The 13,437-nt window shown below is 60.2% G+C and carries 12 protein-coding genes; 3 read left to right on the top strand and 9 right to left on the bottom strand.

Annotated features, from left to right (window positions below; genetic code table 11):
- The first annotated feature begins 42 nt into the window (after positions 1-42).
- Positions 43-1,383 (top strand): dicarboxylate/amino acid:cation symporter, encoded by a 1,341-nt coding sequence (locus tag ACXAD0_RS03005; RefSeq protein WP_475086862.1) that lies wholly within the window; start codon positions 43-45, stop codon positions 1,381-1,383.
- Positions 1,384-1,447: 64 nt separating this feature from the next.
- On the opposite strand, the gene ACXAD0_RS03010 is transcribed toward ACXAD0_RS03005, so the two are convergent.
- From ACXAD0_RS03010 to ACXAD0_RS03025, 4 genes are all read right to left on the bottom strand, one after another.
- The gene (locus ACXAD0_RS03010) at positions 1,448-2,152 is read right to left on the bottom strand and encodes a hypothetical protein (RefSeq protein ID WP_475086863.1); all 705 of its coding nucleotides are present in this window, start codon (positions 2,150-2,152) and stop codon (positions 1,448-1,450) included.
- A gap of 270 nt (positions 2,153-2,422) precedes the next feature.
- Entirely contained in the window at positions 2,423-3,097 is a 675-nt protein-coding gene (locus ACXAD0_RS03015) for a hypothetical protein (RefSeq protein WP_475086864.1), read from the bottom strand.
- 91 nt (positions 3,098-3,188) lie between these two features.
- On the bottom strand, positions 3,189-5,273 hold the full coding sequence (gene recG / locus ACXAD0_RS03020; protein ID WP_475086866.1) for an ATP-dependent DNA helicase RecG: 2,085 nt from the start codon (positions 5,271-5,273) through the stop codon (positions 3,189-3,191).
- A complete protein-coding gene (locus ACXAD0_RS03025) occupies positions 5,270-6,193 on the bottom strand; it encodes a hydrogen peroxide-inducible genes activator (protein ID WP_475086867.1) in 924 nt (307 codons plus the stop codon). Before ACXAD0_RS03025 ends, recG begins: the two co-directional genes overlap by 4 nt.
- A gap of 185 nt (positions 6,194-6,378) precedes the next feature.
- Between ACXAD0_RS03025 and ACXAD0_RS03030 the strand changes: the two genes are divergently transcribed.
- Complete coding sequence (locus ACXAD0_RS03030; protein WP_475086868.1) at positions 6,379-6,639, top strand: GlsB/YeaQ/YmgE family stress response membrane protein; 261 nt, start codon at positions 6,379-6,381, stop codon at positions 6,637-6,639.
- A gap of 329 nt (positions 6,640-6,968) precedes the next feature.
- The gene (locus tag ACXAD0_RS03035; protein WP_475086869.1) at positions 6,969-7,844 is read left to right on the top strand and encodes an NAD-dependent epimerase/dehydratase family protein; all 876 of its coding nucleotides are present in this window, start codon (positions 6,969-6,971) and stop codon (positions 7,842-7,844) included.
- A gap of 136 nt (positions 7,845-7,980) precedes the next feature.
- On the opposite strand, the gene ACXAD0_RS03040 is transcribed toward ACXAD0_RS03035, so the two are convergent.
- The 5 genes from ACXAD0_RS03040 to ACXAD0_RS03060 form a co-directional block, all read right to left on the bottom strand.
- Positions 7,981-8,364 carry a RidA family protein gene (locus ACXAD0_RS03040; protein ID WP_475086870.1) on the bottom strand — a complete coding sequence of 128 codons (384 nt, stop codon included), beginning with the start codon at positions 8,362-8,364 and terminating at the stop codon, positions 7,981-7,983.
- Positions 8,365-8,506: 142 nt separating this feature from the next.
- Positions 8,507-10,627, bottom strand: a complete 2,121-nt coding sequence (gene spoT, locus ACXAD0_RS03045) for a bifunctional GTP diphosphokinase/guanosine-3',5'-bis pyrophosphate 3'-pyrophosphohydrolase (protein WP_475086871.1) — start codon at positions 10,625-10,627, stop codon at positions 8,507-8,509.
- Between the two features lie 42 nt (positions 10,628-10,669).
- Complete coding sequence (gene rpoZ, locus ACXAD0_RS03050) at positions 10,670-10,942, bottom strand: DNA-directed RNA polymerase subunit omega (protein WP_475086872.1); 273 nt, start codon at positions 10,940-10,942, stop codon at positions 10,670-10,672.
- A 163-nt stretch (positions 10,943-11,105) separates the two neighbouring features.
- The gene (gene gmk / locus ACXAD0_RS03055) at positions 11,106-11,726 is read right to left on the bottom strand and encodes a guanylate kinase (protein ID WP_475086873.1); all 621 of its coding nucleotides are present in this window, start codon (positions 11,724-11,726) and stop codon (positions 11,106-11,108) included.
- A 249-nt stretch (positions 11,727-11,975) separates the two neighbouring features.
- On the bottom strand, positions 11,976-13,220 hold the full coding sequence (locus ACXAD0_RS03060) for a sterol desaturase family protein (RefSeq protein WP_475086874.1): 1,245 nt from the start codon (positions 13,218-13,220) through the stop codon (positions 11,976-11,978).
- Positions 13,221-13,437: the final 217 nt, after the last annotated feature.

A 13,437-nucleotide genomic window follows, 5' to 3' on the forward strand; every position in this document is an offset into this window, starting at 1 on the left:
TGCTCGATCCTCACAGGGCCTTATCAGAGAGAAATAATCACTATGGGTCTCACTACCAAAATCCTGATTGCGATGGGGGCCGGACTACTGGTCGGCATCGTGTTTAACCTGCTGGGCTCCAGCGGCGCACTGGGGGCGGCGGCCACCCAGTTTATTGACCACTACCTGATTAACGGTCTGTTCGATATCGTCGGCCGCATTTTTATCGCTTCATTGAAGCTGATGGTGGTGCCCCTGGTGCTGGTTTCCCTGGTGTGCGGTGCCTGTGCGCTGTCCGAGGGCAGTCGAGTGGGCGTCCTCGCGGGCAAGACCGTCGGCCTGTATCTGCTGACGACCGCGGTCGCCATCAGCCTGGCCCTGTTTCTCGCGACCCTGTTCCAGCCCGGCGCCGGAGTCGAAGAGGCCGTGGTGGCCGGCACCGCGACGTTCGACCCGAAACCCTCACCGCCGCTGTCGGAAGTGCTGGTGAATATCTTCCCCACCAACCCCATTGACGCGATGGCCAAGGGCAACATGCTGCAGATCATCGTGTTTGCCCTGCTGATGGGTTACGCCATTGCCCGCGCCGGTGAGCCCGGCCGACGGGTTGCTGCCTTCTTCAATGACCTCAATGAAGTCATTCTGAAAATGGTGGGCGTGCTCATGGTGTTTGCGCCGTATGGGGTTTTTGCCCTGCTGGCCAAGAGCATCTCGCAGCTGGGTCTCGATGCGATCATGTCGTTGCTGGCCTACTTCATGGTGGTGCTCGGTGCCCTGCTGTTGCACGCACTGGGCGTCTACCCGCTGTTGCTCAAGCTGCTGTCGGGCCTGAACCCCCTGCAGCTGCTCAAGAAGATGCGTCCGGCGATGGTGTTTGCGTTCAGCACCGCCTCTTCCGCGGCCACGATTCCGGTCACCCTGGCTTCCGTCGAGAAGCGCCTGGGTGTGGATAACAAGGTTGCCGCGTTTACCGTACCGCTGGGTGCCACCATCAATATGGACGGTACCGCCATCATGCAGGGCGTGGCGACCGCGTTTATCGCCCAGCTGTATGGTATTGAGATCGGTGTCGCCGGTTACCTGACGGTGGTCCTCACTGCCACCCTCGCCTCTATCGGCACCGCCGGTGTGCCGGGTGTGGGTTTGATCATGCTGGCGATGGTGTTGCAGCAGGTGGGTCTGCCGCTGGAGGGCATTGCTATCGTGATGGGTGTTGACCGTCTGCTCGACATGGTGCGCACCGCGGTGAATATCACTGGTGATGCGGTTGTGAGCTCTGTGGTGGCCAAGAGCGAAGGCGCGCTGTCGGAAGAGATTTTCTACGATAACAATTTCAATGGCGTGGTAGCGGAAGGGTCCGTCGGTGAGTCTGAACCGGCTGGGGAGTCTGTGCCGGCTAAGTGATGCGGCCTCTGCAATCAAAAAAGCCCCGCCAGTGCGGGGCTTTTTTTGTGCGGCAAAGAGTGAATTATCCTTCGACCAGATCCCGCAGGTTGTCCGCCTCGAGATCATCTTCGGTCTCGTCGACGATGCGCGCGATCAGTTTGGAGAGCGCGCGGTTGATGGCCTCTTCGGTCGTGTCCAGCGGCTCGACGCCACTGCCCGGCACCGGTGTGCGCACTTCGTAATTTTCGCGGATCCTCAGCTTGTCGATATCCACTTCGCCGGCGTGCAGGACTTTGCTGCTGGCATCGCGCAGATGGAAAAAATAGTTGCCGGACAGTGTCACCGTGCCGCGCTCGCGATCGAAACCAGCTTCGCCTTTCAGGTCACCAATGCCCTTGGTCGCCTCCAGATTAAATTCACTGTGCAGCAACAACATGCCTTCGCGGCCAACGAGCGCGACGTCTTCATCTGAAAAGAATTCAGCGAGTTTGCGCTCCAGTTCAGACTCGAGGTGTTGCTGGTGCTTGTCGATCGCGTCCTGTTTGAGATTGACGAGAAAATTGATATCGCCATTCGCCGCTGTCAGGGCGGCCTCGAGGTCGGCGATCACGGGCATGGGGATATCGAGTTGGATATCGGTGCGGTCGATCGACACGGTGGGGTTCTGGCCGCTATCACCGCCGAACCCGAGAAAACCTTCCTGTGCCATTGCCTGGGTTGCCAACACAGCAGAACCCGCCCCGAGAAAAGCGCATAGCAGCGCACGGCCGCAAAATCGCCTCATCATCACTTTCTCCGCGTACGTAAATTATTTTTGTTCTACGTGACGAAATTTGTATTTTTAGTTCTGTCAGGCTCAATGCCCGATAGTTTTGTCACTATTGACGTTGATAACAAAATTCGTGAACTGTTGCCAGCTTTGCGCGGTGAGGGGACGCTGCCAGCATGGCGGGTGGAGTGCAGGGATTGGGGTAGCGCTACTGGCCGCATGGTAGCGGTGATCTGCGCGGTCGGCATAATGACCGACCGCCAGTATCTGAGTCAGCTTAGAGGTAGATTAGCCGCGCAGTAGATCGCGCAGCGCATCCTCCTCGATATCGTTGTCGATGCGGTCGACGATACGTTCGGCGAGTTTTTCCAGTATCTCGCCGATGGCTTCTTTAGCACCGTTCTCACTGTCGCCACCGGTCAGCGACGTCTTGTTGCGGTAGCGCGCTTTCACACGCAAATTTTCCAGCGGCAACTCGTGTGGCGCGGCCATGGGATCGAGGCCGGGTACGCTGAACCAGTAGCGCAGATTACCGGTCGCTTTCATTTCACCGGTTTCAATTTCGAAGTCACCGCTCTCCTTCACGCGCTGGATCTGTTGTGCCACATCCAGATCCAATACGAAATGCAGGGTCAGCGGGCTCTCTGCCGTAATCTGCACATCCTCGTCGTCGAAAAATTCGCTCAGTTGTGCGCGCATCGCCTGACGCAACCTTGAGGCAAACTGTTCATTGCTCGCGCGTTTCAACTCTGCCAGATCGATGCCCTGGGACAGGGCCAGCATCAAGTCCGCATTGTTGGTTCCCGGCGCATCAACGGAAATATTGAGCGGGGCCAGCGTCAGGCGAACGGGGGCGTCATCGGATCCCATGCCGAGCCAGCCAGAGGAATCCTGGGCGCTGGTCGCGAGAGAGAGCACCATCAATGGTGCGAACAACAAACGGGGGCAGATGCTGATTTTCAAGCTCACAGTCCTTTTGCTCTTATCGTTGTATTGTTATGTCCATGCCGCCCCTGTCCGGTTGCCCCCAAAGTGGAGCGGCTGACAGAAGCGGCTAGGCTTCGGCGAAGCGCGGCTTTTCCTGCAGCCAGCGCTCGACCAGCGCCTCCCGCGTCTCCGGAGAGAGCTGTGGTGACGCAGCGATCCGCTGCACCAGTGGCAGCAGCTCGGCATCTCGCTGAAGGTCGGCGATGCGGTATTGCACATCTCCGGTCTGGCGCGTGCCAAGAATCTCGCCGGGCCCGCGTAAACGCAGGTCCTCTTCCGCAATGGCGAAGCCATCACTGTGTTGTCGCAGCGCCTGCAGCCGCGCCTTGCCGTTTTTTGACAGCGGCGTGCCGTACAGCAGTACGCAATGACTGGCCACGCTGCCGCGTCCGACACGACCGCGCAGCTGGTGCAGCTGGGCGAGACCCAGCCGCTCCGGGTTCTCGATAATCATCAGGCTGGCATTGGGTACATCCACACCGACCTCGATTACCGTGGTAGCCACCAACAGGTCCAGTTCGCCCGCCTTGAACGCCGTCATGACCCGTTCTTTCTGCTCGGGTTTCAGGCGCCCATGCACCAGGCCGATACGGACCCCTGCCAGGGTTTCCGCCAGCTCCGAAGCGGTCGATTCGGCCGCTTGTGCGGACAGCGTCTCGGACTCCTCGATCAGGGTGCAGACCCAGTAAGCCTGGCGTCCAGCGCGCACTGATTCGTGAACCCGATCAATCACCTGGTCACGTCGATCGTTGGCGATGGCGACGGTACTGATCGGCTGCCGGCCCGGTGGTAACTCGTCTATGACTGAGCAGTCTAAATCCGCGAAAACCGACATTGCAAGTGTTCTCGGAATTGGCGTTGCCGTCATGATCAATTGGTGAGGGTGCACCTCGACACTCTCGCCGGCCGCACTGCCCTTATTGCGCAGGGCGAGACGCTGGCGCACACCGAAGCGATGCTGTTCGTCGATGATGACCAGGGCGAGGTTGTGGAATTGCACTTCGGCCTGAAACAGCGCGTGGGTACCGACGATGACCTGGGCACTGCCGCCCGCAATGGCTTCGAGCTGGCTGCGGCGTTCGGCGGTGCGCTGGCTCCCGGTGAGCATGGCGACACCGATATTCAGGGGGTCCAGCCACTGCTCGAAGTTACGCCGGTGTTGCTCGGCGAGGATTTCGGTCGGTGCCATGACGGCGACCTGTGCGCCACTGCCGATGGCCTTGAGCGCGGCGATGGCGGCGACCAGGGTTTTGCCCGCGCCGACGTCGCCCTGCAGCAGGCGCATCATCGGCTGCGGGCGGCCCAGGTCGGCCGCGATCTCCGCGCAGACGCGCTGTTGCGCACCGGTCAGGGTAAACGGCAGTCGAGAGAAAAAGGCCTGTTCCAGCGCTTTGTTGGTGGCCAGCACCGGTGCCGAGTGGGCGCCGCCCTGACGTCGCAGGGCCAGCAGGCTCAGGTGGTGGGCCAGCAGCTCTTCGACCGCGAGACGCTGTTGCGCCGGGTGTATGCCGGCACTCAGCGTTGCCAGGTCCGCTTCTGCCGGCGGGGTATGCAGGTAATCGAGCGCGGCCTTCAATGGGTAGTGCATGGCCCCGGGCAGCAATTCCTCGGGTACGAGCTCGGTGATCTGTGCGGTGGCAAGATGGTCGAGGGCCTGCGCCACCAGTCCGCGCATGCGGCCCTGGCTGACGCCATCGGTCAGCGGATACACAGGCGTCAGTGTACTGGGCAGGGGCGAGGTGCTCGTCTCTACCAGTTCTGTCTCGGGATGGTACAGCTCGAGCCCGGCGCTGCCGCGGCGTGCCTCTCCGTAGCAGCGCACGCGTGTGCCCGGCGCAAACCGCGCTTTCTGCGCTGCGGAAAAGTGGAAAAAGCGCAGCGTGATGGTGCCGCTGCCATCTTGCAGGCGCACCGCCAGGCTGCGGCGGCGTCCAAAGGCGACGTCGGCCACGCGCACTTCGCCTTCAATGACGGCGTCCACACCCGGCAGCAGCGCGGCGATGGGCGTCACGCGGGTGCGGTCCTGGTAGCGCAGGGGCAAGTGAAACAGCAGGTCGCCGAGGGTCGAAATATGCAGTTTGGCCAGTACCTGCGCGAACTTTTCCCCTACGCCGCGCAATTTGGTGACCGGTTGTTCCGCGAGGTTGCTCACGATGGCACAAGCTGGCACTGGTTAATGGCGTCGCGCAGGATATCGATCGCGCGATGCCGTGGAAAACTTGCACGCCAGGCCAGGGCCACGGTGCGCTGTGGTGCGGGCGAGGAGAATGGCCGGGTTACCAGCACACCACTCGCATACTGTGAAGCGGTGGCGGCGGACAGCGGCAGTACAGTGATACCGAGGCCGGAAGCCACCATGTGGCGCAGGGTTTCGAGCGAGCTGCCGTCGGCGGCCGTGCGAATACTGCCGCGCCCGACTTCCTGTTCGATGGAGTGCTGTAGCTGGGGGCAGGCCTCCAGTACCTGGTCGCGGAAGCAATGGCCTTCGCCCAGGAGCAGGATATTCTCGCGGACCAGCTGATCCTGCTCGATGGTTTGTTGTTCGGCGAGCGGATGGTCCGCGGGCATCAGTACCACAAAGGGTTCATCGTAGAGCGGCTGGGTGACAACGTCCGGCTCGGTAAATGGCAGGGCGATAATGATGGCATCCAGCTCTCCCTTGCGCAGCCGCTGGCGCAGGGTCGAGGTATAGCCCTCTTCCACATACAGAGGCATATCCGGTGCAAGTTGCTGCAGCTGTGGAATAAAGTGCGGAAACAGGTAGGGCCCGATCGTGAAGATCGCGCCCACCGACAGCGGGCTGGCGAGCTGGTCCTTGCCGGCGCTGGCGATATCGCGAATGGCGGCGGACTGTTCCAGTACCAGATGTGCCTGGGCGACGATGCGCTCCCCCAGCGGAGTCGCCTGAACCCGCGTCTTGGAGCGCTCGAACAGGGATACACCGAGCTCTTTCTCAAGCTTTTTCACAGCGATGGACAGGGTTGGCTGGCTCACAAAGCAGCGCTCGGCCGCGCGGCCAAAATGCTGTTCCTGGGCGAGGGTGACGATATAGCGCAGTTCGTTGAGGGTCATGATTTCAGCAATCAGAAAGCCACATGTGATAAATATTATTCATGTATGCCCCGGAGGATGCAAAGGGCGAATGTGACCAGTTGGGCCCAAATTGTTCGCAAAAAACATGGTCGACCGGATGGGCATCCGCGTCATGGCGGAAAAATTTGCTATATGTTTAGGGAAGCACGAACTGGAGAACCGCTATGGGCATATTTTCGTGGATTATCCTCGGCCTGATCGCCGGCGCACTGGCTAAGTGGATTATGCCCGGGCCGGATCCGGGTGGCTGGATTGTGACTATGGTGATCGGTATCGTCGGCGCCTTTATTGGTGGCTGGCTCGGCTCACTGGTGGGCATCGGCGGCCCGGTGACGGGATTTGGCCTGGGCGATATCGTGACCGCGACCATCGGTGCCATCATCTTCCTGCTGATCTTCCGTCAGTTGCGCGGACGCGGCGGTTGAGTCGAAGAGGCTTTGCACGTATTCGGTACGGTCGTACCTTGCTCGACCGTACCAATTAGTGTGACCAAACCCCCCATTGTTGGTAGCCCATCACAAAAACGACGCCTAATTAACGCTAAAGTGATCCAGCGCATTGCGTGACCACGTGGTGCTGTCAAAATAAAGGCTGTGGTTAGCCTTATCGCGCCTGCGGGCGATTTCTTCTCTCACGGCCAGGTGTGTCTTCGGCGTCGTGAACACGGATAAAGCTGGAATCTACAACCATACTGCAAATCTATTCTTGGGTGCTGTGTGCGGCGGGTTGATCCTGTTGCACGGGTTGGGAAATCGTGAAAGAAAAGCTGTGGATAATCGGTTGCGGCGATCTTGGCGCGCGTCTCGCGCTGAGGTTGGACCGGCAGTCGTACGAGGTGTTTGGCGTACGACGCAACCCGCTGGTAGCGCTGGCTACCAAGCGGCGTGCCGATGCCGTGAAATGGCGTCGCGGCGATGCCACGCGCAGCGAAGACCTGCAGCAATTGTTCTCGGAAGGGGCCGATGTGGTGATCGCCACCCTGACACCCGACGAGTACACACCCAATGGTTATCACCGTGCCTATGTCGATACCGCCACGGCGCTGGCGGATGCCCTTACCCATCTGGATAAACCGCCGCGGCTGGTGATCTGGGTGTCGTCGACGCGCGTCTACGGCCAGGGCGGTGATCAGTTTCTCGATGAGCGCACCGCGCCCGTGCCTTCCGGGTTTCAGGGAGACATCCTGCTGGCGGCGGAAGAAATCATCAGCAATGCCGTCTCCAATACCTGTGTTGTGAGGTTCGCGGGCATTTATGGACCGGGTCGCGACCGACTGCTGTCCCAGGTGCGGGCCGGTTACTGTGCGTCCTCCACACCACCGCAGTACAGCAATCGTATCCACGTGGACGATTGCATCGGTTTCCTGTTACACCTGATGAAAAAACAGAGAGACGACTGGTCTCCGGATCCGCTGTATATCGCTACGGATTCCAAGCCGGTACCCATGCATGAAGTCCAGCACTGGCTCGCGCGGGCGATGGGATATACCTCGGCGCACTTGCGCGAGAAAGTGGAGACGAGCCAGCGGCGCTCGAAGAAACTCAGTAATCAGCGCATGCTGGAGACGGGTTACCAACTGGAGTACCCGGATTATCGCAGCGGCTACACCGCCCTGCTCGAACTCGAGTGACAGCGCTCTCCTGACGGCCAGGGCTGATGCACCCGGCCCGCCAGTCCCGCAATTTTCCCGCGCCCTTTGCCGGTATTCGCACGAGTGAACGGGCCGATGCCATTATTCAGTGCCGCTTGCGCGGCACTGTCGTGGATCAGACGACCATCACCCCTTCCGCTTCAAACAGCGCGCCTTTCGGCAGTTCCTTGACGCCCACCGCTGCACGTGCCGGATAGGGCTCGTCGAAAAACTCCGCCATCACACTGTTAACGGTGGCAAAGTTGCTGAGATCGGTGAGGTACAGGTTCAGTTTGACGAGATGGTTCAAGCTGCCATCCGCGGCCTCGCAAACGGCGCGCAGGTTGGAGAACACCTGGCGTGCCTGTGCGGCAAAGTCCCCGGGAACCAGCTCCATGGTTTGCGGGTCCAGCGGGATCTGTCCAGACAGGTAGACGGTGCTGTTCACTTTCACCGCCTGGGAATAGCTGCCAATAGCTGCGGGTGCCTTATCGGTTTTTATTACCGCTCGATTCGGCATGGGATGCTCCAGTGCTTTCGAAAAAAGAAAGCGGGAGACTATAGCGCGCTTGATGGAAAATTTGGAAGGCTTGTCCCCGCGTCGATACAGAAAGCACGGCTTTTGCGGGCAAATACGGCGAAAGCAGACAGGTATTGCACAATCAGCCGGGGCGGGCGATACGGATCACCGCAGGCAGGTTACGCAGCCGCTTCATGACCCGGGCCAGGTGCACGCGATTGGTCACCTCGAGGGTCAGCGAGATCACACTGTTGTGTGCATCTTTCTCGTCCACGTTGATCTGTTCGATACTGGCGCCGTCTTCGGTAATTCGGGTGGCGAGCCGCGCAATAATGCCGCGCTCACTCTCCACCTCGACGCGCACATCCGCGAGGAACTCACCGGTGACGTCCGGGGACCAGTTCACCAGCATGATATTTTCCGGGTGCTCGCGAAACTCGATGGTATTGCGGCAGGCATCCCGGTGGACCACCACCCCCTTGCCAGAGCTGATGTGGCCGATGATGGTGTCGCCGGGAATCGGGCGGCAGCAGCGGGCAAAACTGATCATCATGCCCTCCTGGGCGTCGATGTTCAGCGGTGAGGAGATATTGCTCGCCTCGCCCTCGTCGCTGCCAGTCGGCGCGAGGAGTTTTGCCACAGAAAACGCCACCTTGTTGCCGAGGCCGATCTCTTCCAGCAGGTTATCCAGCGTCGCGCACTTGGCCTCGTTCAGGCCGCGGGACAGTTGTTCTTCGCTCAGGTCGTCGAGACGCGTGTTGAACTTGAGCAGCGCCTTGTCGAGCAGGCGACGGCCGAGGCTGATCGAGTCGTGGTGGCGCTGGTGCTTGAGGAAGTGGCGAATGGCACTGCGGGCTTTGGCGGTGACGACAAAATTGAGCCAGTTGGGGTTCGGCTGGGCGCTCTTGCGCGTGAGGATCTCGACTTTCTGGCCGCTCTCCAGCGGTTGTGAAAGCGGGGCCAGGCGCTGGTTGATACGCACCGCTACACAGGAGTTGCCGATGTCGGTATGCACCGAGTAGGCGAAGTCCACCGCAGTGGCGCCCGCCGGCAGGTCGACGATCTGCCCCTTGGGGGTGAACACGTACACCTCGTCCGGGAACAGGTCGATCTTCACGTTCTCGATAAATTCTAGGGAGTCGCCGGCACGCTGCTGCATCTCCAGCAGGCCCTGCACCCAGCGTCTTGCCCGCACCTGGCTGGTGCCGCCGGTATTGAGTACCTCATCCCCGGACGCCTTGTACAGCCAGTGGGCAGCGATGCCGCTATTGGCCATTTCGTCCATTTCCTTGGTGCGGATCTGTACCTCGATGGGCACACCATGCATCCCCAGCAGGACGGTGTGGAGGGACTGGTAGCCATTGGATTTGGGAATGGCGATATAGTCCTTGAACTCGCTGATCACCGGCTTGTACAGGTTGTGGATAACCCCGAGTACGCGGTAGCAGTTGTCCACACTGTCGACGATGATGCGGAAGGCGTAGACGTCCATGATTTCCTTGAACGACTTCTTCTTCGCGCGCATCTTCTGGTAGATGCTGTACAGGTGCTTCTCGCGGCCAATCACCAGCGCATCGATATCCTCGCGCTGCAGGCGCACCTCGATGGCATTCTGGATCTTCTCCAGCAATTCCTTGCGGTTGCCGCGCGCGGCAACCAGTGCAGCGCGCAGGCGACTGGCGCGCAGCGGATGGATGGCAAAGAAAGAGCGGTCCTCGAACTCGATACGCACGTCATTCATGCCCAGGCGATGGGCAATGGGGGCATAGATTTCGAGGGTTTCGCGGGCGATGCGCGCGCGTTTCTGGGGCTTCAGTGCGCCCAGTGTACGCATGTTGTGTAGCCGGTCGGCCAGTTTCACCAGGATGACGCGCAGATCGCGGGCCATGGCCAGCGCCATCTTCTGGAAGTTCTCGGCCTGCTTCTCTGCCGGGCTGTCGGTCTCGAACTGGGTCAGTTTGGAGACGCCATCCACCAGATCGGCGACCTCGCCACCGAACTGTTCGGACAGGGCCGCCTTGGGAATCCCGGTATCCTCGATCACGTCATGCAGCATGGCCGCGGCCAGGCTCTCATGATCCATGTGCATGCCAGCCAGGATGGTCGCGACAGCGAGGGGATGGGTTACGTAAGGTTCGCCGGATCGGCGCTGCTGACCTTCGTGGGCCTGTTCCGCATAGAAATAGGCACGACGGACGGTCTGGATCTGCTCGGGTGGCAGGTAGGAAGAGAGGCGGTGGGCCAGACTATCGATGGTATGCAAAACCGCACCCGCCTCAGTATCGTGCGCTAACTGCGCCGGGAATCAGGGTTGCAGGTCCTGTTCGGACAGGTACGCCGGCGCTGCGACCGGGCTCATTTCCTGCGGATCTTCTTCCGGCTCGTCGAGAATGCTGGCGTCGACCAGGCCTTCTTCGATTTCACGCAGGGCGATGACAGTGGGCTTGTCGTTTTCTTCAGCGACCATGGGATCCCGGCCGCCGGTAGCGATCTGGCGAGCGCGCTTGCTGCCCACAATCACCAGTTCAAAGCGGTTGTCGACGTGCTCGAGGCAATCTTCAACAGTAATGCGTGCCATAAACTCTCGTATCCATTGCTGTGCCCACGGTGGGCGAATTCGGTTGACGGCTTGTGAGCCACAGAACCGGCGATTTTACCTCAGTGAGAGGTGTACGTAAATCAACCAGTCGTGACGCGCGCCGCGGGAGCGGGTTAATGCCCGCTTTCAGTATGGTTCGGGATCAATCCTGACGCAGCAGCGCCTGCAACAGGTCGGCGTGTTCCTCTTGCTGTCGTTCCAGCCGCTGGCGCTGGCCCAGCAGAATCGCGCGGAGCTCAGCCAGGGCCGTATCAAAATCGTCGTTGATGATCAGGAAGTCGGCGGCGACGTAATGCGACATTTCATCGATAGCCTGCGCCATGCGGCGGTCGATGACCTCCTGATCATCCTGTCCGCGGCCGGTCAGGCGCTCGCGCAGGGCCTCCCGTGATGGCGGCAGAATGAAAATGCCCTTGGTTTCGGGCAGCAGGCGTCGCACCTGCTCAGCGCCCTGCCAGTCGATTTCGAGGATGACATCACGACCACTGCGCAGGGTGTCCTCCACCCATTGCCGCGAGGTGCCGTAGAAGTTGTCGAATACCTGCGCGTGTTCGAGGAAGGCGTTCTCTTCCAGCATGGCGACGAAGCGCGCTTTGTCGATGAAATGATAATTGACCCCGTCAGTCTCGCCAGGGCGCATATCCCGGGTGGTATGGGAGACCGACACAGTAATCTGTGGATCGCCTTCTACCAGGGCTTTGACCAGGCTGGTTTTGCCTGCGCCGGAGGGGGCTGAAACGGTATAGAGGGTTCCTGTTTGCACAACGGTTCCTGTAGCCGGGGACAAAAACGGCATTATACCTGCGGGCGCCGCGCAAGGCAGGGTGAGAAAACATTACAGCGGGAATCGAGGTAGAACTGGGCAAAATCCCGGCCGGGATTGGGGGATACTGTTGGGAGCTCCAACGATGCGTTACTGCCTTGCACCGCCGGACCCGACCGGAACCGCCCAGTGAGAGCCTAGCCGCGCGCCCCAAACTACCTGCGCCCGCCGTCGAACGGCTCTCTGTTGCTAATCGCTAACGGCAACGACTGTAACGGCTTTGTTACGAAAAGCCAACCACCACCAGGTGATCGCCGAAATAACGATGTAGGTCAGCAGCACCATTCCAACCATCTCCGGCAGGAACGGGATCACCACCAGAGTGGCCGCCAGTCGCCCGAGCTCAACACGGCTCGCCAGCGGATGGCCATCGAGAATGCGGCCATTGGCCACCATGCCGAGGGTAAGCAGCCCAACCAGGCCAGCCAGCAGCCCGAACTCGAGCGACTGGTTTGTCCACAACAGCGCTACGGTCGCCACCAGGTAACAGAGGTGCTGTACCAGCGCATAGGCTTTGTGGGTCCGTGGGATCTGTGGATCAAAGGGCTGGAAACCTTCCAGTTCGGTAGACGGAACCGGCATCGCTGCCTCCGCATCGGCGGGGCGATAGCCGGTGCGGCGGAACCACAATGTCAACTTGTCCCACCAGCTGCGCGTGTACCAGGCGTCCAGCACCATGCGTTTGTAGTGCTGCAGGTTGGCGGCGACGGGATCAAAGCTGTTGAGGGGTTTGCGCACGCCATAAATGCACGGTTCGTTCTCGAGCTCTTCTTGATAACTGCCAAACAGGCGATCCCAGATGATAAACATCCCGCCGTAATTGCGATCCACATACACCTTGTTTTGCGCATGGTGCACGCGGTGGTTCGAAGGGGTAACAAAGATCCACTCGGTCCAGCGTACCTTGGGGACTTTCTGCGTATGCACCCAGAACTGGTAGATCAGGTCGACCGCGCCGACGGTCACCAGCATTTCTGCCGGCACCCCGATCAGCAACATCGGCATGTAGAAGATCCAGCCCAGGGGCAGCCCACCGGTGGCCTGGCGCAGGGCTGTGGTGAGGTTGTAGTCCTCACTCTGGTGATGCACGACATGATCTGCCCAGAAGATATTGAGCTCGTGCATATACCGGTGCTTCCAGTAGTAGCAGAAGTCGTAGGCCACCAGAGCCAGGAACAGGTGCCAGAGATTGTCCATGGACCAGGCAAAGCCCATCTGGTCATAGAAGGGCTGCAGTTTCTCGTGCAGGGGAATGTAAATCACCAGCAGCAGGCCGGTGCGCAGCAGGCCAATGATCCGGCTCAGCACGCCCGCACTGAGACTGCCAATGGCGTCATTCAGGCGGTAGACGCCCCAGCCACGCCAGCGGTCCAGTGCCAGCTCGACGAGGATGGAGAGAAGAAAAAACGGGATCGCGAGGGTTACCAGGCTCACATCGACCTCATCATCATTATTGATCTTTCTATGAGCGTCACTTTGCCATAGCCGGCGCCCGCCAGAAATGTCCCAGCCGGCCGGATTTTGGAATTCGTTAGGTTTTGACCGGAAGGTGGCGGGTGGTTGGCGCGGTCCGCGGCAAATCGCTGCCGGCGATACCTAGTGACTGTGGCGCCCACCGCCACCGCCTTAGTATCCCGCCAAACATACGGGG

This window comes from Microbulbifer sp. ABF4_148, assembly GCF_056158985.1.

Bases quoted from the DNA above. Each gene is read 5' to 3' on its own strand.
- rpoZ (WP_475086872.1), bottom strand. From the start codon at position 10,942: ATGGCACGCATTACTGTTGAAGATTGCCTCGAGCACGTCGACAACCGC.
- ACXAD0_RS03010 (WP_475086863.1), bottom strand. From the start codon at position 2,152: ATGATGAGGCGATTTTGCGGCCGTGCGCTGCTATGCGCTTTTCTCGGG.
- ACXAD0_RS03005 (WP_475086862.1), top strand. From the start codon at position 43: ATGGGTCTCACTACCAAAATCCTGATTGCGATGGGGGCCGGACTACTG.
- ACXAD0_RS03030 (WP_475086868.1), top strand. From the start codon at position 6,379: ATGGGCATATTTTCGTGGATTATCCTCGGCCTGATCGCCGGCGCACTG.
- ACXAD0_RS03025 (WP_475086867.1), bottom strand. From the start codon at position 6,193: ATGACCCTCAACGAACTGCGCTATATCGTCACCCTCGCCCAGGAACAG.
- ACXAD0_RS03040 (WP_475086870.1), bottom strand. From the start codon at position 8,364: ATGCCGAATCGAGCGGTAATAAAAACCGATAAGGCACCCGCAGCTATT.